The 19558-nt window shown below is 72.2% G+C and carries 13 protein-coding genes; 3 read left to right on the top strand and 10 right to left on the bottom strand.

Annotation, left to right across the window (positions count from 1 at the left end):
* Positions 1-156: 156 nt before the first annotated feature.
* Both ACIHAA_RS07855 and lepA read right to left on the bottom strand, forming a co-directional pair.
* Entirely contained in the window at positions 157-2151 is a 1995-nt protein-coding gene (locus tag ACIHAA_RS07855) for an AMP-dependent synthetase/ligase (RefSeq protein ID WP_399814294.1), read from the bottom strand.
* A 234-nt stretch (positions 2152-2385) separates the two neighbouring features.
* On the bottom strand, positions 2386-4254 hold the full coding sequence (gene lepA / locus ACIHAA_RS07850; RefSeq protein ID WP_399814292.1) for a translation elongation factor 4: 1869 nt from the start codon (positions 4252-4254) through the stop codon (positions 2386-2388).
* A gap of 412 nt (positions 4255-4666) precedes the next feature.
* On the opposite strand from lepA, the gene rpsT reads away from it, so the two are divergent.
* Positions 4667-4933: a 30S ribosomal protein S20 gene (gene rpsT / locus ACIHAA_RS07845; protein WP_399814290.1), complete on the top strand. Its 267-nt coding sequence runs from the start codon at positions 4667-4669 to the stop codon at positions 4931-4933.
* 266 nt (positions 4934-5199) lie between these two features.
* Here the strand turns inward: rpsT and holA are convergent, their stop codons facing one another.
* The 8 genes from holA to leuS all read right to left on the bottom strand — a co-directional run bounded on the left by holA (position 5200) and on the right by leuS (position 16021).
* The gene (holA, locus tag ACIHAA_RS07840; RefSeq protein WP_399814288.1) at positions 5200-6189 is read right to left on the bottom strand and encodes a DNA polymerase III subunit delta; all 990 of its coding nucleotides are present in this window, start codon (positions 6187-6189) and stop codon (positions 5200-5202) included.
* Positions 6190-6261: 72 nt separating this feature from the next.
* Positions 6262-6507 (bottom strand): hypothetical protein, encoded by a 246-nt coding sequence (locus ACIHAA_RS07835; RefSeq protein ID WP_399814287.1) that lies wholly within the window; start codon positions 6505-6507, stop codon positions 6262-6264.
* A gap of 64 nt (positions 6508-6571) precedes the next feature.
* On the bottom strand, positions 6572-7390 hold the full coding sequence (locus ACIHAA_RS07830) for an arylamine N-acetyltransferase (RefSeq protein WP_399814285.1): 819 nt from the start codon (positions 7388-7390) through the stop codon (positions 6572-6574).
* 4 nt (positions 7391-7394) lie between these two features.
* Complete coding sequence (locus ACIHAA_RS07825) at positions 7395-9983, bottom strand: ComEC/Rec2 family competence protein (protein ID WP_399814284.1); 2589 nt, start codon at positions 9981-9983, stop codon at positions 7395-7397.
* On the bottom strand, positions 9980-10765 hold the full coding sequence (locus ACIHAA_RS07820; protein ID WP_399814282.1) for a helix-hairpin-helix domain-containing protein: 786 nt from the start codon (positions 10763-10765) through the stop codon (positions 9980-9982). The genes ACIHAA_RS07825 and ACIHAA_RS07820 overlap by 4 nt, the downstream gene beginning before the upstream one ends.
* Before the next feature lie 571 nt (positions 10766-11336).
* The gene (locus ACIHAA_RS07815; RefSeq protein WP_399814280.1) at positions 11337-12182 is read right to left on the bottom strand and encodes a DegV family protein; all 846 of its coding nucleotides are present in this window, start codon (positions 12180-12182) and stop codon (positions 11337-11339) included.
* A 72-nt stretch (positions 12183-12254) separates the two neighbouring features.
* On the bottom strand, positions 12255-12995 hold the full coding sequence (locus tag ACIHAA_RS07810; RefSeq protein WP_399814278.1) for a hypothetical protein: 741 nt from the start codon (positions 12993-12995) through the stop codon (positions 12255-12257).
* 143 nt (positions 12996-13138) lie between these two features.
* Positions 13139-16021 (bottom strand): leucine--tRNA ligase, encoded by a 2883-nt coding sequence (gene leuS, locus ACIHAA_RS07805; protein ID WP_399814275.1) that lies wholly within the window; start codon positions 16019-16021, stop codon positions 13139-13141.
* 476 nt (positions 16022-16497) lie between these two features.
* On the opposite strand from leuS, the gene ACIHAA_RS07800 reads away from it, so the two are divergent.
* Together ACIHAA_RS07800 and ACIHAA_RS07795 are read left to right on the top strand one after the other, a co-directional pair.
* Entirely contained in the window at positions 16498-17808 is a 1311-nt protein-coding gene (locus ACIHAA_RS07800; protein ID WP_399814273.1) for a cytochrome b/b6 domain-containing protein, read from the top strand.
* The gene (locus tag ACIHAA_RS07795; RefSeq protein ID WP_399814272.1) at positions 17809-19422 is read left to right on the top strand and encodes an NADH-ubiquinone oxidoreductase-F iron-sulfur binding region domain-containing protein; all 1614 of its coding nucleotides are present in this window, start codon (positions 17809-17811) and stop codon (positions 19420-19422) included. It abuts the gene before it with no gap.
* The last annotated feature ends 136 nt before the right edge of the window (positions 19423-19558 follow it).

The raw sequence follows: 19558 nt of genomic DNA, 5'->3' as shown, positions 1-19558 counted from the left end.
CGAAGACGGACACTTTCGAACAACCACGCCCTGCTGTGGGCTCGTTGGGAGTCGTCGGCGCCGCCGGGCCGATTATCGACGGGCGGCGATGGCTCGCGAACGGCCGACGATCCCGGCCGCTCCCGCGCCTCCCGCGGGCCCGCGCACCTGTTCCCCCTACGCCTCCCGCGCGCCCGCGTACATCTCGTCGATCAGATGCTTGTACTCCCGCTCCACCACCGGCCGCTTCAGCTTCAGGCTCGGGGTGATCTCGCCGTGCTCCACGTCGAGGTCCCGCGGTAGCAGCCGGAACTTCTTGATGGTCTGCCACCGCTGGAGGCCGGTGTTGAGCTCCCGGACGTAGCCGTCGACCAGTTCCACCGTGGCGGGGGCGGCGACGACCTCGGCGTAGGAGCTGCCCTCCAGGCCGTTCTCCTTGGCCCACTCCAGGATGGCGTCCTCGTCCAGGGCGATGAGGGCGGTGCAGAAGTTCCGGTCGGCGCCGTGCACCAGGATGTTGGAGACGTAGGGGCACACCCCCTTGAACTGGCCCTCGACCTCCGCGGGCGCGATGTACTTGCCACCGGAGGTCTTGATGAGGTCCTTCTTGCGGTCGGTGATCCGCAGATAGCCGTCCGGGGACAGCTCGCCGATGTCGCCGGTGTGGAACCAGCCGTCCGCCTCCAGCACCTCGGCGGTCTTCTCCGGCAGCCGGTGGTAGCCCTGCATGATGCCGGGGCCGCGCAGCAGGATCTCCCCGTCGTCCGCGATCCGCACCTCGGTGCCGGGCAGCGGCTTGCCGACCGTGCCCGTACGGTAGGACTCGCCCGGGTTCACGAAGGAGGCCGCGGACGACTCGGTGAGGCCGTAGCCCTCCAGGATGTGGATACCGGCGCCCGCGAAGAAGTAGCCGATTTCGGGGGCGAGGGCGGCGGAGCCGGAGACACACGCCCGCAACTGCCCGCCGAAGGCCTCGCGGATCTTGGCGTAGACGAGGGTGTCGGCGACCTTGTGCTTGGCGGTGAGGGCGAAGGGCGCGGAGCGGGTGCCGGTGCGCCGGAAGGTGTCCTGGGTGACCTTGGCGTACTCGCGGGCGACCTCGGCGGCCCACTGGAAGATCCGGTACTTGGCCGCGCCGCCCGCGCGGGCCTTGGCGGCGACGCCGTTGTAGACCTTCTCGAAGATGCGCGGCACGGCCGCCATGTACGTCGGCCGCACCACCGGGAGGTTGTCGATGATCCTGTCGACGCGGCCGTCGACCGCGGTGACGTGCCCGACCTCGATCTGGCCGGAGGTGAGCACCTTGCCGAAAACATGCGCGAGCGGCAGCCACAGGTACTGGACGTCGTCCCCGTCGACCAGGCCGGTCGCGGCGATCGCCTTCGCCATGTACGACCAGTTGTCGTGCGGCAGCCGCACTCCCTTGGGGCGGCCGGTGGTGCCGGAGGTGTAGATGAGGGTGGCGAGCTGCTCGCCGGTGATCGCGCCGACCCGCTCCTTGATCAGCCCGGGGTGCTGCTCCAGATAGGCCGCACCGCGCTTCTCCAGTTCGGCGAGGGTGAGGACGAGGCCCCCGGGGACCGGACCGCCGGGGACGGAGTCCGCGGAGTCCGCGGAGTCCGCGGAGCCTTCGGAGCCTTCGGAGGCTGCGGAATCGGCGGAGGCTGCGGCATCGGCGGCATCGAGGTGCCCGGACTCCTCGATGCCCGCCGGGTCGATGACGACGACATGGTGGAGGTCGGGCAGGCCCGAGCGCTTCTCCAGGACCTTGGCCAGCTGACCGGCGTTCTCCGCGACGAGCACCTTGCTCTCGGAGTCGGAGAGGATGAACGCCGACTCCTCGGCGTTGGTCTGCGGATAGATGGTGGTCGTGGCCGCGCCGGCGCACATGATGCCCAGGTCGGCGAGGATCCACTCCAGCCGGGTGGAGGAGGCGAGAGCCACCCGCTCCTCGGGCCGTACGCCCAGCTCGATCAGTCCGGCCGCGATCGCGTGGACCCGCTCGGCGGCCTGCCCCCAGCTCAGCGACCGCCACTCGTCGGGACCCTCGCCCGAGGAGGGGGGCACCGGGTGGCGGTAGGCCTCGGCGTCCGGCGTGGCCTCGACGCGCTCCAGGAAGAGGGCCGCGACGGACGGCGGACGGTTCTCGATCAAAGTCCCTGTGTGGCTCACGTCATCCTCCGGGCCCGCGACGGTGCGGCTGGCTGATTTCTGCTGTTCCGACTCGCGGGCGCTGCTTAACTCACGAGTAACCATCGAGCAGGCATCAGAGTAGAGCCCGACCAGCCGGTTTGTAAGGGGCGAGCACTGTCGCCTCCTCCACAGTGCCACTCCGGACATGCGCCGGGGCCCGCCGCACTTCGTACGACGAGCCCCGTTCCGCCCGGTTTGTGCGGTGCGCGATGGCTACTTTTTGCCCTTGGCCGGCCCCGCGCCGTCATCGCTGGAGAGCACCGCGATGAAGGCCTCCTGCGGAACTTCCACGGAACCCACCATCTTCATCCGCTTCTTGCCTTCCTTCTGCTTCTCCAGCAGCTTCCGCTTACGGGAGATGTCACCGCCGTAGCACTTGGCGAGGACGTCCTTGCGGATGGCGCGGATGGTCTCGCGGGCGATCACCCGGGAACCGACGGCGGCCTGCACCGGCACCTCGAAGTTCTGCCGCGGGATCAGCTCCTTGAGCTTGGCGACGAGACGGACGCCGTACGCGTACGCCTGGTCCTTGTGCGTGATCGCCGAGAAGGCGTCGACCTTGTCGCCGTGCAGCAGGATGTCCACCTTGACCAGGGAGCTGCTCTGCTCGCCGGTGGGCTCGTAGTCCAGCGAGGCATAGCCGCGGGTCTTGGACTTCAGCTGGTCGAAGAAGTCGAACACGATCTCCGCGAGCGGCAGCGTGTAGCGGATCTCGACCCGGTCCTCGGACAGGTAGTCCATGCCGAGCAGCGTGCCGCGGCGGGTCTGGCACAGCTCCATGATCGCGCCGATGAACTCGGTGGGCGCCAGGATCGTGGCGCGCACCACCGGCTCGTAGACCTCGGCGATCTTCCCCTCGGGGAACTCGCTCGGGTTGGTGACCGTGATCTCCTCCCCGTCCTCCATGATCACGCGGTAGACCACGTTGGGCGCGGTGGCGATCAGGTCGAGCCCGAACTCGCGCTCCAGCCGCTCGCGGACCACATCGAGGTGCAGCAGACCGAGGAAGCCGACGCGGAAGCCGAAGCCGAGGGCGGCGGAGGTCTCCGGCTCGTAGACCAGCGCGGCGTCGTTGAGCTGGAGCTTGTCCAGGGCCTCGCGCAGGTCGGGGTAGTCGGAGCCGTCCAGCGGATACAGGCCCGAGAAGACCATCGGCTTCGGGTCCTTGTACCCGCCGAGCGCCTCCTCGGCGCCCTTGACCTGGCTGGTGATCGTGTCACCGACCTTGGACTGGCGGACGTCCTTCACACCGGTGATCAGATAGCCCACCTCGCCGACGCCGAGCCCGTCGGCCGGGAGCATCTCGGGCGAGCTGACGCCGATCTCCAGCAGCTCGTGGGTCGCGCCGGTCGACATCATCCTGATGCGCTCGCGCTTGTTGAGCTTTCCGTCGATGACACGGACATAGGTGACGACACCGCGGTACGAGTCGTACACCGAGTCGAAGATCATCGCGCGGGCGGGCGCGTCCGCGACACCGACCGGGGCCGGGATCCGCTCCACGACCCGGTCGAGCAGCGCCTCGACGCCGAGCCCGGTCTTCGCGGAGACCTTGAGCACGTCGTCGGGGTCGCAGCCGATGAGGTTGGCCAGCTCCTCGGCGAACTTCTCGGGCTGCGCGGCGGGCAGGTCGATCTTGTTCAGCACGGGGATGATCGTGAGGTCGTTCTCCATCGCCAGGTAGAGGTTGGCGAGGGTCTGGGCCTCGATGCCCTGGGCGGCGTCCACGAGGAGGACGGTCCCCTCGCAGGCGGCGAGCGACCGGGAGACCTCGTAGGTGAAGTCGACGTGCCCCGGGGTGTCGATCATGTTCAGGATGTGCGTGTTGCCCGCATCGTGGGTCGGGGCCCAGGGCAGACGCACCGCCTGGGACTTGATGGTGATGCCGCGCTCGCGCTCGATGTCCATGCGGTCGAGGTACTGAGCGCGCATCTGCCGCTGCTCGACGACGCCGGTCAGCTGGAGCATCCGGTCGGCGAGCGTGGACTTGCCGTGGTCGATGTGCGCGATGATGCAGAAATTGCGGATCAGCGCGGGGTCGGTACGGCTCGGCTCGGGCACATGGCTAGGGATCGCGGGCACGCAGGGTCCTGATTCTTGAGGCGTCCGCAGTGTCTGCGGTCTCGGGTCGGATCGATACGTAGCCTCCATGGTCCCACGCGCAGGAGGCTGCGACCGGTGTGGGCCGCACCGGAACGGGGCGAGGCGCCGCATACGGGGGTGCGGGGGGTGGGCCGGGGCGCGTATACGGGGTTGCGCGGGGGCGGGGTGGAGTCCGGTGCAGGGGTGCGCGGACGGGGGCCGGGGGTACGGGACGGGGGGCGGCGGGTGCGCGGGGCACGGGTGCGCGGCGGGCGGTTTGGGTGGGCCGGAGGGCGGCTGGTAGCCTGGGTGGCTGTGTCTCCTGCCCTCTCAGCTGCGAGGCACGTCTTCAAGAAATCATCGGCGCGCGGGACCATCCGTTTCGCGTGCCTGAACCTGAAAAGGCTCATTCGTGGCGAACATCAAGTCCCAGATCAAGCGGAACAAGACGAACGAGAAGGCGCGCCTGCGCAACAAGGCCGTCAAGTCCTCGCTTCGCACCGCGATCCGCAAGGCCCGTGAGGCTGCCGCCGCGGGTGACGTCGAGAAGGCCACCGAGTTCCAGCGCGCCGCCGCGCGCCAGCTCGACAAGGCTGTCTCGAAGGGCGTCATCCACAAGAACGCGGCCGCCAACAAGAAGTCGGCTCTGGCCTCCAAGGTCGTTGCCCTCAAGGGCTGAAACGTGATGTGACGCCGGTGGAACCGAGCGGGCCCTCTCTCATCCGCTCCCACCCGGCACCCCGGGCTTACACGCGGCCTGCGTTCGCCACGCGGGTGTAAGCCCACAAGCTTTATCCAAAGACCCCGCCTCTCGTCCTTCCCCGGACGAGAGGCGGGGTCTTTGGTGTGGATGACGAGGGACGGGGGACGGCCTCGGCGGGCGCCCTCGGGCTCCGCCCACCCCCGGTGATCTTGGGCCTGTGGCGTGCTCCGGCGCCCTTGGGCCTACGCCCGTCCCCGGGACCGGGCTGCTCTGGCGATGGTGACGACCGCCTTCTCCAACGCGTACTCGGGGTCGTCGCCGCCGCCCTTCACGCCCGCGTCCGCCTCGGCCACCGCGCGCAGCGCGACCGCCACCCCGTCGGGTGTCCAGCCCCGCATCTGCTGCCGCACGCGATCGATCTTCCACGGCGGCATGCCCAGCTCCCGGGCGAGGTCGGCGGGGCGTCCGCCGCGCGCCGACGACAGCTTGCCGATCGCCCGCACCCCCTGCGCGAGCGCACTCGTGATCATCACCGGGGCCACCCCCGTGGCCAGCGACCAGCGCAGTGCCTCCAGGGCCTCCGCCGCGCGCCCCTCGACCGCGCGGTCCGCGACCGTGAAGCTCGACGCCTCGGCACGCCCCGTGTAGTACCGCCCGACCACGGCCTCGTCGATCGTGCCCTCGATGTCGGCGACGAGCTGCGACACCGCGGAGGCCAGCTCCCGCAGATCGCTGCCGATCGCGTCGACCAGCGCCTGGCACGCCTCGGGCGTGGCCGAACGCCCCTGGGTCCGGAACTCCCCCCGTACGAAGGACAGCCGGTCCGCCGGCTTCGTCATCTTCGGGCAGGCGACCTCCCGTGCTCCGGCCTTGCGGGCGGCGTCCAGCAGGCCCTTGCCCTTGGCGCCGCCCGCGTGCAGCAGCACGAGGGTGATCTCCTCGGCGGGCGCACCGAAGTACCCCTTCAACTCCTTGATCGTGTCGGCCGACAGGTCGTGCGCATTGCGCACGACCACGACCTTGCGCTCGGCGAAGAGCGACGGGCTCGTCAGCTCGGCGAGCGTGCCCGGCTGCAACTGGTCCGAGGTCAGATCCCGTACGTCCGTGTCGGCGTCGGCGGCCCGGGCAGCGGCCACCACCTCCTGCACGGCACGGTCGAGAAGGAGGTCCTCCTGCCCCACGGCGAGGGTGACAGGGGCGAGCAGGTCGTCATGCGCGGTCTTCTTGGCCATCACGGACAGCATCGCATGCGCCACTGACACCGCGGTGCCGCATCCGCCGGGCCGGGCGGACGCGGCAGCGGGCTACGGCTCCTCCCGCCAGCCGTCCCACTCCTGCGCGAAGGTGTCCAGCGCCGCCGGGTCGAGCCGGTCCTCCTCGTCCCGCAGCACCACCAGCCACTGGGCGTCCTCGGCGTCGTCCTCACCGGCCAGCGCGTCCCGCACGATCCGCGGTTCCTCGTCCAGGGCGAACCGCTCCCCGAGCGCCTCCACCGCCTCCTCCGCCGCGTCACGGTCGGGCAGCACCAGCACATGTCTCACATCACTCACGACCCCATCTTCCGCGACCCGCACCACCGCCCACACGGGGGTACTCCCCCGGTGCCTCCGGCCGTCAGTCGTTCCCGGTGGTCCGGCGTACTGTCGGGACGTGGGCCAGGGTGATCCCGAACTGTTGGCGGTACAGGTCCAGCACCTCCTGGTCGCTTTCCAGGTCCGACACCTCCTTGGTGCCGTCCGGGGTCGTCGTGGTGAGGCGGTGGCCGCTGAGGGTGAGCCGGCCTCCGTCGTCCGTGACCCGTGAGCACACCAGTGAGCGCGTGAAGTGCGAGGCCGGTGACGTGGTGTTCCACCAGACGCCTCCCACGAAGTCCTGAAGCACTCGCGGGCGCACCTCCAGCCGGTACTGGGGTTCGCCGTCCCGCAGTACGTCGAGGTCTCCGAAGTCCTCCCCTCCCCCGCGCCCCCCGGCCTCGATCACCCGGAACGCGCCGCCCGGGTCCCGCTGCTCGCCCCGGTCCCCGAACGCCAGCGGGAAGTGGCTGTGCGCCCCGAACCCGACATCGACCAGCCAGTCGCCCCCGTCCACCGTCCGCACCCGCAGTGCGAGGTGGTCGAAGGGCACCCCGAGCCGCTTCCCCTCTCCGTACACCCGCGCCGCGAGCAGCGTGACGTCGAAGCCCAGACCGGCCAGCAAGGCCGCGAACGCGCCGTTGAGTTCGTAGCAGAAACCGCCCCGGCGAGCCCCGACAATCTTGTCGAACAGCTGCTTCTCCTCCAGCAGGATCTCCTCGCCGAGGTGGATCGACAGGTTCTCGAACGGGACGGCCCGCAGATGACGGAGGTGGAGCTCGCGCAGCACATCGATGGTGGGCCACGCGGGGTGCTCGGCCCCGATCCTGTCGAGGTACGCCTCAACCTGTGCAGAATTCATGACCTCAGTCTCTCGCGACCCTCAGGTCATCGCCCCCTCCTACGACAGCGATCGCTCCGTCCCGGTCCGTCCGCAGCACCAGCGCGCCCTCGCTCCGCAGGGCCGCGACCGTGCTCGGCGCCGGATGGCCGTACGGGTTGTCCCTGCCGCACGAGATCAACGCCAGTCGCGGCGCGACCCTGCGTATCAGCCCGGGCGCCTGGTACGCCGACCCGTGATGCGCGACCTTGAGCACGTCCACGGGCCCCAGCCCGGCTCCCTCGGGGGATCTCAACAAGGCTTCCTGAGACGGTGGTTCGAGGTCGCCGAGCAGAAGCAGGGTGAGTCCCGCCGCCCGTACGAGCAGGGCCACGCTCGCGTCGTTCGGACCGTCCGGGGAGGGCGCCGGGTCCGGCGGGGGCCACAGCACCCGCCAGTCGAGCCCCGCCAGACGGCGGCGCTCCCCGGCCAGGGCACGCACGACCGGGATGTGCCGGGCGGCGGCCCGGGCGCGGACGAACGCCGCCTGTTCCACGGGCTCCTGGAACCCGGTCGTCTCGATCTCCCCCACCGACCGGCCGCGCAGCACCCCCGGCAGCCCCGCCACATGGTCGGCGTGGAAGTGGGTCAGCACCAGCAGCGGGATCCGGGTGACACCGAGTGCGGTCAGGCACCGGTCCACCAGCGCCGGATCGGGACCCGCGTCCACGACCACGGCCGTGCCGTGGCCCGCCGCGAGCACGGTGGCGTCTCCCTGCCCCACGTCGCACATCGCGAACCGCCAGCCCGGCGGGGGCCATCCGGTGATCACCCGGATCAGCGGAGGCGGCCGCACCACCACGAGCAGCAGCACCGCGGCGCAGGCCCAGGCCAGCCAGGGGCGCCGCAGCAGCCTCGGGCCGAGAAGGAGCACGACCGCCGTCAGGGCTGCCAGCAACGCCGCCCCGGCCCAACTGCCCGGCCAGTCCACCGCACCGCCCGGCAGCGAGGCACCGTTGCGGGCGATTCCGGCGATCCATCCCGTCGGCCAACTCGCGCACCAGGCGGCGGCCTTGGCGAACGGCATCGACAGCGGCGCCACCGCCAGCGCGGCGGACCCCAGCACGGTGGCCGGTGCCACGGCGGCCTCCGCGAGCAGATTGCAGGGCACCGCGACCAGGCTCACCCGCGCCGAGAGCACCGCGACGACCGGCGCGCACACGGCCTGGGCGGCCCCCGCGGCGGCGAGTGCCTCGGCCAGTCGCGGCGGCACCCGGCGGCGTCGCAAGGCCTCGCTCCAGCGCGGGGCGACCGTGAGCAGGGCACCGGTCGCAAGGACCGAGAGCAGAAATCCGTAACTCCGGGCCAGCCAGGGGTCCCAGAGCACCAGCAGCAGCACCGCGGTGGCCAGGGCGGGCAGCAGGGATCTGCGCCGCCCGGTCGCGAGGGCGAGCAGCGTGACCGCCCCGCAGGCCGCGGCCCGCAGCACACTCGGGTCCGGTCGGCACACCACGACGAGCCCGGTCGTGAGCGCACCGCCGAGCAGTGCCGTCCCGCGCAGCGGGAGGCCGATCCGGGGCGCCAGACCGCGCCGCTCCGCGCGCTGCGCCAGACCGGCCGGACCGACGAGCAGGGCGAGCAGGATCGTGAAGTTGCCTCCGCTCACCGCCAGCAGATGGGCGAGATCCGTGCGCTTGAAGGCGTCGTCCAGTTCGGGCGCGATCCGCGAGGTGTCCCCGACGACCAGTCCGGGCAGCAGCGCCCTCGCGTCCGGATCGAGCCCGTCGGCCGCCTCGCGCAGCCCGGCCCGCATCCGTCCCGCCCACCGCTGCACCGCGGAGGGGCTGCCCACGACCAGGGGCGGCCCTCCCCTCAGGCGCACCACGGCGGCGACGCGGTCGCCTCCCGTCAGCGGGGGAGCCAGCCGGGCGGTGACCCGCACCCGGGTGGAGGGCAGCAGAGCCATCCAGGGCGACCGTACGTCCCGCCGGGCGGCGTCCGCGGAACCGGGGCCGGGACCGGGACCGGAACCGGGACCGCGGGAGGGGGCCGGGCGGTGGTCCAGGGCGACGACGATGAGTACCGGTGTCCTGGTCGCCTCCACGGTTCCGTCCGGCCTTGTCAGCCGCTGGACCTCCCCGTCGAGCAGCACGGCGGTCGGTGCCGGGTGGTCCCCGGTGATCCGGGGCCGGGTGAGCCGTGGATCGGAGGTGATCTCGATGTCCGCGGTGACCTCGGTGCGCCGGTGCGCGAGAGCGGGCACCGGCCCCCGCCGCAGGTCCGCCGCCTGTAGTCCGGCGGATGCCACCGCTGCCGCGACGCAGAGCAGTGCCGCGCCGACGGACACCGTCGGCCATGGGCCGCGTGCACGGCGGCCGCTCCCGGCCCCAGCTCTGCGCCCCGCCAGCAGTCCTGCGGCCGCCAGCAGCGCGACGAGCACCGCACCCATGACCCAACCGGCCGGGGCGTCCAGGGCCCAGGCGGCTCCCGCCCAGGCCGCCAACGCGGGCCCCACCAGCCGCAGATCCACCGGCCCTTCGCCCCCGGGCCCCGCGGCTTCCTCCCCCTCGCCCCCGGGTTCCGCAGGCGCCGTCGTCGACCTCGTGGACGGACAGGGCTCCCCCGGCGTCCTCATGGCCGCACGAGATTCCGTAGGTCGGCGAAGCGGTGCTCGCCGATGCCGTTGACTTCGCGGAGTTCGTCGACCGAGCGGAATCCGCCGTGCTGGGAGCCGTAGTCGACGATGTGCTGCGCCAGCACCGGCCCCACCCCGGGCAGCGCGTCGAGCTGGTCCACGGTCGCCGTGCTGAGCGAGACCGGAGCGGCAGGGGCCGCGTGGCCGGATGCGGGGGCCGCCGGTCCCGCACCCGGCGCCGGTGCGGGAGCGCCCACCACGATCTGCTCGCCGTCCACCAGCAGGCGGGCGCGGTTGAGGCTGTCGGTGTCCGTACCCGGGCGCACTCCACCGGCGGCGCGCAGGGCGTCCGCGACCCGGGATCCGCCCGGGAGTCTCAGCAGGCCGGGCCTGCGCACCTTGCCGGTGACATCCACGACGACCGCCCCGCCCCCGGGCCCCGTACCTCCGGTGGGCCCGGGGCCGGACGGATCCCCGGGCTCCGGTGACCGCTCGGCGCGCAGGGACTCCGCGGTTCCGTACGACGCCGCCGCGCGCACCACCTGGGGCGCCCGCACCTGCTGCGTGCGGCCGGACCAGAAGTGCTGCGCCGCGAAGACCACGGCCACCACGAGCAGCACGCCCAGCGCGGCCACGCTCCTGCGTTCCAGACCGCATCTCGACTGGATCCACAGCGGCATCCGCTCACGCAGAGCCGCTCCGACCCGCTCCCGCCGGGTCAGGTCGGCCGCCCCCGGACCCGGTGCGGTCGGGGTGCGCCACGGCAGCCGTAACCGCTGCACTTCACCGGCGGGTGCGGGGAGAGGCCCGGCCCCGGCGGGTGCGGGGAGAGGCCCGGCCCCGGCGGGTGTCGTGGACGCAGGCGGCCTCTCCGGCCGGTCCACCGCCCCCAGCGGCCCACTCCCGCTCCGATACCCGTCCACAGCCCGCGCCCGGCCGTCCACAGCCCGCGCCCGGCCGTCCATCATTCCCGGCGCATCCGATACCCCCGGCGCCCCCACTGCCCCCGGCATGAAAAGTGCCTCCGCGCGCAGCCGCAGGGCGTCGGCCGAGGGGCCCGTGTGCGGTCGTCGCGGGCGTCCCCTCGCGTGGGGCGGCCGGTGGCGTGTGCGGCTGTCGGAAGCGGGGCCGCGGCCCGGGCCGCTGGTGGGGACGGCCATGCGTGAACGTGATCGAAGTGCCATGCGCCGAGGATCGGGCAGAACGCCACCCTCGCGATGATCTTGGTCAATTCCCGGGGAAAACCGCCCGGTTGTGGATATCTCCGTCACTCACACGAGCACCACAGCACACAGCACCCCACGCGGAGCCCGCCAGCCCCGGCGGAGCCCGCCAGCCCCGTGGAACGCCCCCTCAGCGCGGCGACACGACCGCCCCCAGCAGCCCCGGCCCCGTATGCGCCCCGATCACCGCGCCGACCTCGCTCACATGCAGCTCGGCCAGTCCGGGGACCCGTGCGCTCAGGCGGTCCGCGAGGGCCGATGCCCGTTCCGGGGCGGCGAGATGGTGGACCGCGAGGTCGACCTGGCCGCCGCCCGCCCGCTCGGCCACGATCTCCTCCAGGCGGGCGATCGCCTTGGACGCCGTGCGCACCTTCTCCAGCAGTTCGATGCGGCCGCCGCTCAGCTGGAGCAGCGGCTTGACCGCGAGGGCGGAGCCCAGCAGCGCCTGGGCGGCTCCGATCCGGCCGCCGCGCCGCAGATAGTCCAGGGTGTCGACGTAGAAGTAGGCGGAGGTGTCCGCGGCCCGCTTCTGCGCGGCGGTGACCGCCTCGTCGGCCGTGCCCCCGGCCTCCGCGGTCTCGGCGGCGGCCAACGCGCAGAAGCCCAGGGCCATCGCGACCATCCCGGTGTCCACCACCCGCACCGGGACCGGGGCGTTGCGCCCGGCCAATACGGCGGCGTCGTAGGTGCCGGAGAGCTCGGAGGACAGATGGAGGGAGACGATGTCGGTCGCGCCGGACTCGGCGACCTTGCGGTAGGTCTCGGCGAACAGCTCGGGGCTGGGCCGGGAGGTGGTGACGGAACGCCGCTTCTGGAGGGCCTCGGCGAGGGAGCGGGCCGAGATCTCGGTCCCCTCCTCCAGCGCCCGGTCGCCCAGGACCACGGTGAGCGGCACCGTGGTGATGCCGTGGCGCTCCATCGTCCGCGGCGGCAGGTAGGCCGTTGAATCGGTGACGACAGCGACATGGCGGGACATGTGCTGGAGGTTACCCGCCGAAACGCGCCGGGGGCAGTCCGCCCCCTCCGACCTGGTCGTACCTTGGCGGAATCATGTGGTGCTCTCGGGTCGGGGCTTCCGCTGCCAGGGGTGGGCGGCCCGCGGTCCGGGCGGGGCGAGCGAGGGCCGGGGCCCCGGCTCGTGGGCCGCGCGGGATTCCGGTGTCTCCGGCCAGATCTGCTCGCCGTCGGCCGGGGCCCCGGGCGCCGGAGCCTCGGGCCAGGGCGCGGCGGTGGGCGCGGGCCGCTCCTTGGTCCAGTGGCGCAACGCGCCCGCCTCCAAGTCGATCTGCGCACTGAGGCTGTCGAGGTCGTCCTCCGCGAACCGGCGGGCCCGGTCGTGCGCGGCCCAGCGCAGCGCGTCCGCGGACCGGGTGATCCGCTCGGTGCGCTCGCGCAGATCGGGCAGCCGGGCGGCGAGCACGCTCCGGTCCGGCGCGGTCTCCAGGCGCCGCAGCTCCGCGTCCAGTTCCCGTCCGTGCACGCTGAGGCGCTCGAAGAGGCCCAACGACTCCTTCAGTGACTCGTCCTCGGCGGCTCCCGCGTGCAGCGCCTCCTGGGCGGCCCGCATCGAGGTGCGCAGCGCCAGGCGGAGCTGCGCCAGTTCACCGGCGGGGCCCGGCTGGGCGTAGGTCCTGGCGCGCAGGGTCGTGTCCTCGACCGTGCGGCGGGCCTGGGCGATCGTGCGGTCCACGCCCCGTTTGGCCGCGCCGAACGCCTTCGCCGTGACATACACGCCGAACACCAGGCAGAGCACGAACAGGAGCGCGATGACGGTCAAAACGGTTTCCACGACGCTCCTCCTACGAGGCCGGCCATGACGGTGGCTGCACCGCTCTCCCACGGTAAACGCACAGGGCAGGTCCAGGGTTCCGCCAGAACCCCGAACCTGCCCTCGGACACGCCCCGGGAGGTCCCCCGGGTCCCGCGTGTTCCTTACGCGGTCACGATGTTGACCAGCTTCGGTGCGCGCACGATCACCTTGCGGATCGCGGCTCCGCCCAGCGCGGCGACGACCTTCTCGTCGGCCAGGGCCACCTTCTCCAGCTCCTCCTGGGAGATCGAGGGTGACACCTCAAGACGCGCCTTGACCTTGCCCTTGATCTGGACCACGCAGGTCACGGTCTCGTCCACGACATACGCCGGGTCGGCGACCGGGAAGTCCCGGTGCACGACCGAGTCGGTGTGGCCCAGCCTGCCCCACAGCTCCTCGGCGATGTGCGGGGCCAGCGGGGCGACCAGCAGCACCAGGGCCTCGGCGACCGGGCGCGCCACCGGGCCGCCCGTCTTGGTCAGCTGGTTGTTCAGCTCGGTGATCTTGGCGATGGCGGTGTTGAACCGCAGGGCCTCCAGGTCCTGGCGCACACCGTCGATCGCCTTGTGCAGCGCCCGCAGGGTCTCCTCGTCGGGCTCGGCGTCGGTGACAGTGGCCTCGCCGGTCGTCTCGTCGACGACATTGCGCCACAGCCGCTGGAGCAGCCGGAACTGGCCCACCACCGCGCGGGTGTCCCACGGCCGCGACACGTCCAGCGGGCCCATCGCCATCTCGTACAGGCGCAGGGTGTCCGCGCCGTACTCGGCGGCGATCTCGTCCGGAGTGACCGCGTTCTTCAGGGACTTGCCCATCTTGCCCAGCAGGCGGCCGACCTGCTCGCCCTGGTAGAAGTACGCGCCGTCGCGCTCCTCCACCTCGGCGGCCGGGACCGCGATGCCGCGGCTGTCGCGATAGACGTAGGCCTGGATCATGCCCTGGTTGAACAGCTTGTGGAACGGCTCGGGCGAGGAGATGTGGCCCAGGTCGAAGAGGACCTTGGACCAGAAGCGCGCGTACAGCAGGTGCAGTACGGCGTGCTCGGCGCCGCCGACGTAGAGGTCGACCCCACCGTGCGGCATGCCCTCGCGCGGGCCCATCCAGTAGCGCTCGATCTCCGGGTCGACCAGCTTCTCGCTGTTGTGCGGGTCCAGGTAGCGCAGCTCGTACCAGCAGGAACCGGCCCAGTTGGGCATGGTGTTGGTCTCGCGGCGGTACTTCTTCGGGCCGTCGCCCAGGTCCAGGGTGACGTTGACCCAGTCCTCGTTGCGCGAGAGCGGGGTCTCGGGCCGGGTGTCGGCGTCGTCCGGGTCGAAGGTGCGCGGGGAGTAGTCCTCGACCTCGGGCAGCTCCAGCGGCAGCATCGACTCGGGCAGCGCATGGGCGACGCCGTCCTCGTCGTAGACGATCGGGAAGGGCTCGCCCCAGTAGCGCTGGCGGCTGAACAGCCAGTCGCGCAGCCGGAAGTTGACGGTGCCCTGGCCGATGCCCGTGCGCTCCAGCCACTCGGTGATGCGCGCCTTGGCGTCGGTCACGCCCAGGCCGTCCAGCGAGACCGACTCCCCGGTGGAGTTCACGATCTTCGCGTCGTAGGAGGCGAAGGCGTCGTCCCAGGCGGAGGTGTCGGTGCCGCGGCCGTCGGTGGGCTCGACCACGCAGCGCACGGGCAGCTCGAAGGCGCGGGCGAAGGCGAAGTCGCGGCCGTCGTGCGCGGGGACGGCCATGATCGCGCCGGTGCCGTAGCCCATCAGCACATAGTCGGCGATGAAGACGGGGACCTGCTCGCCGCTGACCGGGTTGACGGCGTAGGCGCCGGTGAAGACGCCGGTCTTGTCCTTGGCCTCGGCCTGCCGTTCGACGTCGGACTTGGAGGCGGCCTGGGCGCGGTAGGCGGCGACGGCCTCGGCGGGGGTGGCGTGGCCGCCGGTCCACAGCTCGTGGGTGCCCTCGGGCCAGGCCGCGGGGGTGAACTTCTCGACCAGCGGGTGCTCCGGCGCCAGCACCATGTAGGTGGCGCCGAACAGGGTGTCCGGACGGGTGGTGAAGACCGTGACGGCCTCGCCGTCGATCGGGAAGTCGACGCGGGCGCCCTCGGAGCGGCCGATCCAGTTGCGCTGCTGGAGCTTGATGGCCTCGGGCCAGTCCAGCCCGTCCAGGTCTTCGAGCAGCCGGTCGCCGTAGGCGGTGATGCGCATGTTCCACTGGCGCAGCTTGGCCTTGAAGACGGGGAAGTTGCCGCGCTCGGAGCGGCCGTCGGCGGTGACCTCCTCGTTGGCCAGGACCGTGCCCAGGCCGGGGCACCAGTTGACGGGGGCGTCGGAGGCGTAGGCCAGGCGGTACTGGCCGAGCACGTCGGCGCGCTCGGCGCCGCTCAGCTCGTTCCAGGCGCGGGTGGTGCCGGGAACCGCGCGCTCACCCGACTCGAACTGGGCGATCAGCACGGAGACCGGGCGGGCCCGGCGGGCCTCCTCGTCGTACCAGGAGTTGAAGATCTGGAGGAAGATCCACTGGGTCCACTTGTAGTAGTCCGGGTCGATCGTGGCGAACGACCGGCGCCTGTCGTGGCCCAGGCCCAGCCGGCGCAGCTGGGACTTCATGTTCTCCATGTTGGCCTCGGTGGACACGCGCGGGTGCGTGCCGGTCTGCACGGCGTACTGCTCGGCGGGCAGGCCGAAGGCGTCGAAGCCCAGGGTGTGCAGGACGTTGTGGCCGGTCATGCGCTGGAACCGGGCGTAGACATCGGTGGAGATGTAGCCGAGGGGGTGGCCGACGTGCAGGCCCGCACCGGAGGGGTAGGGGAACATGTCCATGATGAACTTCTTGGGCCGGGCGACCAGCTCCGGGTCGCCCGCCAGGTCACCGGTGGGGTTCGGCGCCTCGTAGGTGCCCCGGGCGTCCCACAGGTCCTGCCAGCGTGCCTCGATCTCGGCCGCCATGGCGGCCGTGTAGCGGTGCGGCGCGGCCTCCGCCGACGCGGCTGCGGTGGCGGCGGGGTTCGTCTCGCTCATGATCCTCAAAGCTCCATCGATCGTCTCTGCCGGCGGCTGCGACATCCAAGAAACGAAAAATCCCCTCGCACAGGAGGGGACGCCGCGCCGATGCCGACCATCCGGTGCACCGGGGGGTCGGGACTGATCAGCGCGGCCCGCTAAGCAGAAGGCGTACGGCACGCATGGCGCCAGGGTACCCCAGCGCCCCAGGAGGCCGCGAGGGAGCTCAAATCGGCACGCCCCGGATGCGAAAGTGACTGAACCCAACGCGGGGCGGAACCGTACTCACTCACCGACGGTCCAGTTGTGAAGGTCTCGAAAAGCTGAACAAGGTTCAAGTGTTACTCCGCGTAACGGCTGCTTGTCGGACATCGCCGCCGCCCCGTCGCCTCTTGATAACAACGCAATAACTCAAACCTCGTACCGCCCGGTTTGGAGCCCCTCTAGAGTGCGGCAGCGGGACCGCCTTCCCGAAACTGTTCGGAGTTGCCCCCATGAACCCTCCCCGTAGTAACAGCTCGCTACCCCGGCCGGGCCGCTCGGCCTACGGTGTGGCGTCGGCTGTCGTACTGCTGCTCATACCCGTCGTCGTGTTCGCGGGCGGGAACGCAGTCCGGGACTTCCTCAACTTCGGAGCGGGCGTCCTCGCGCTCGTCTCCCTCAGCTGCTCGGTGATCTGGGGACTCATCGCCCAGGACCGGATCTTCCTCAACATCCGCCAGCGGATCGTGGCGCAGGCCGTGCACCGGACCACCGCCGTGGCCTCCATCGCCTTCCTGCTGGTGCACATCACGGTCAAGCTGGCGCTCGACCACACCGTGCTGATCGCCGCACTGATCCCCTTCAGCCTGGGCATCAGCGGCTCGGCCGGACTCATCGGCCTCGGCTCCCTCGCCGGACTGCTCATGATCTTCGTGGGCGTCACCGGCGCCCTGCGCAGCAACTTCGCCTCCCCCGCCCCGGTCGCTGCGCGCTGGCGGGCGATGCACATGCTGGCCTATCCGTCCTGGTGCGCCGCGCTGGTCCACGGCCTGTTCGCGGGACGCGCGGCGAAACCGTTCTTCATGGTGTCCTACGAGCTGTGCCTGCTCGGCGTCATGGCAGCCCTGGCCCTGCGGGCCGCGCCGCGCCCGTTCAAGCGCAAGGTGGCCGACCGGGTCTTCGCGGTCATCGGGGCCGGCGACCGGGCGGGGCGCGAGGAGCTGGACGCCAGCCGGGCCCGCAACGCGGAGGCGGCCGCCGCGCCGGGCGGCTTCGGGGCGCGCGCGGCGGGCCGCGGTGCCACCGAGGGGGGCCTGATCCCTCCGCAGCCCTCCTCGCCGTTCTACGAGACCCCTGCGGCCCGCGCCATGGCCCAGGAGCCCGCGGGCGGCTTCGCGGCCGCCTACCGGGCCGTGTCCACGCCGCCGGGCGTCCAGATGCCGATGACTCCGGACCCGACCCTGGGCATGGCGATGCCCGGTCTGCCCCCGGACGACCGGATGCCCCGGGCCGACGGGCCGAACAGCACCTCCGGCAGCTGGCCGATCCCCTCGCCGCCGCCCGTCGGGGAGGCCCCGCCCTCCGCCTACGACCCGCTTCAGGACACCGGCTACACCATCCCCGCCTATGGCAATCCGGAATACCCGGGACACAACGCGTACGGCGCGAGTGAGATGTACGACACGGGTGAGACGAACGCGGCCTACGACACGTACAACTCGAACAACACGTACAACAGCGGCCCCGCGACCCAGACGCGCCCCGGCGCCTACGGCACGCCGGGAGCCGGCGAACCCTGGAACGCGCCTTCCGGAGGTTTTTAAGTGAACGAGGCCCTGCCCGACGTCCCAGAGGTCCGTGTGGTCGGACTTCCGCAGCTCACGTCGGGCTTCGACCTTGTCGAGAGACTCGACCTGCCGATGCATCTCAAGGTGCACGGTCCGCTCGAGCCGGTGGGCGGCGAGCAGCTCGCACAGCTGGCCGAGCAGATCTCGCTGAAGGGGCGCGGCGGCGCCGGTTTCCCCTTCCACCGCAAGCTGCGGTCGGTCGCCGAGTCGGCGATCCGCCGGGGCATCCGGCCGGTGGTGGTCGTCAACGGAAGCGAGGACGAGCCCGCCTGCCGCAAGGACACGGTGCTGATCAACCGTGCCCCGCATCTGATCCTGGACGGCGCGCTGCTGGTGGCGGAGGCCCTCGGGGCCCGGCAGCTGGTGATCGGGGTGACCCGCGCCTCCACCGAGCGCTCGATGGAGCAGGCGCTGGCCGAGCGGGGCCTGAGCGACCGGCGCGGCGCGCCGATCAGGGCGCGGGTGCAGCGCAACCCGGTGCGCATGGTCACCGGTGCCGCGGCGTCGCTGGTCCGCTCCATCGACGGCGGCCCGCCGATCCCGCCCGGGCGCAAGACCAGTGCGTCGCAGAGCGGGGTGGGCGGGGCACCCACCCTGCTGTCGAACGCCGAGACCTTCGCCCAGCTGGCGATCGCCGCGCGCATCGGCGCGGAGCGCTACTGCAACACCGGGCTCTACGACGAGCCCGGCACCGTCATGCTCACGGTGTCCGGCGCGGTCAGCCGACCCATGGTGATCGAGGTCCCCACGGGTGTGCCGCTGCGGTACGTGCTCCAGCTGGCGGGCGCCCCGCCGGTGCCGCAGGGCGTGCTGACCGGCGGCTACCACGGCAAGTGGATCGACGCGGCGACGGTCGGCGAGGCGATCGTCTCGCGCAACTCCCTGGACGCCGTCGGCGGCTCGCTCGGCGCCGGGGCGATCCTGCCGATCAGCCAGGAGACGTGCCCGCTCGGCGAGTCGCTCCAGGTGGCCAAGTGGCTGGCCGAGGAGAGCGCGGGCCAGTGCGGCCCCTGCTATCTCGGGCTGCCCGCCGCGGCACGCGGCATGGAGGACATCCTGAGCGGCGGCGGTCCGGCCGCCCTGGAGGCCCTCAAGCAGGTCGCCAAGGCCGTGAAGCGGCGGGGGGCCTGCTCGCACCCGGACGGGTCGGCGATGTTCCTGGAGTCGACCATCAAGGCCTTCACGGACGACCTGGCGGCCCATGTGCTGGGCAACGGCTGCGGCAGGCCGGTGGAGGGCGTGCTGCCGCTCTTCGAGGGCGGCCGGGCCCCCTCGGGGATCCCGGGCGGCGGCCAGGCAGAGCCGGAGGCGGGGGCGAGCCGGCAGAAGATCCACGTCGACTGGACGCTGTGCCGGGGCCACGGCCTGTGCGCGGACATCCTCCCCGAGGTCTTCGAACTGGGCGCCGACGGCTTCCCGACGGTCGCCCAGGCGGCGGTGCCGCGGTATGCGGAGGCCAAGGCGCTGCGGGCGGTGCGCCGCTGTCCCGCGCTCGCGCTGCGCATCGAGGAGGACACCCGCTCCGCACCGGCCCGGAACAACCTTCCGGTGCTGTCCCAGGGCCGCGGCCGCCGCGCCCTGGGCCGCTGAGCCGTCCCGTCCGCCCGCACGCGGAAAAAGGCCGTCGGGGGGGGGGGGCCCCCCCGCGGGGGCCCCCCCCCCGCCCGGGGCGGCCGGGGCCCGGCGGCCCCCCCCCCCCCCCCCCCGCCGGCCCCCCGGGCGGGCG

The sequence above is a fragment of the Streptomyces sp. NPDC052040 genome (assembly GCF_044548405.1).
Lineage (GTDB): Bacteria > Actinomycetota > Actinomycetes > Streptomycetales > Streptomycetaceae > Streptomyces.
The sequence above is the reverse complement of the archived record's forward strand: the minus strand, read 5'-3'. Positions and strand labels throughout refer to the sequence as shown.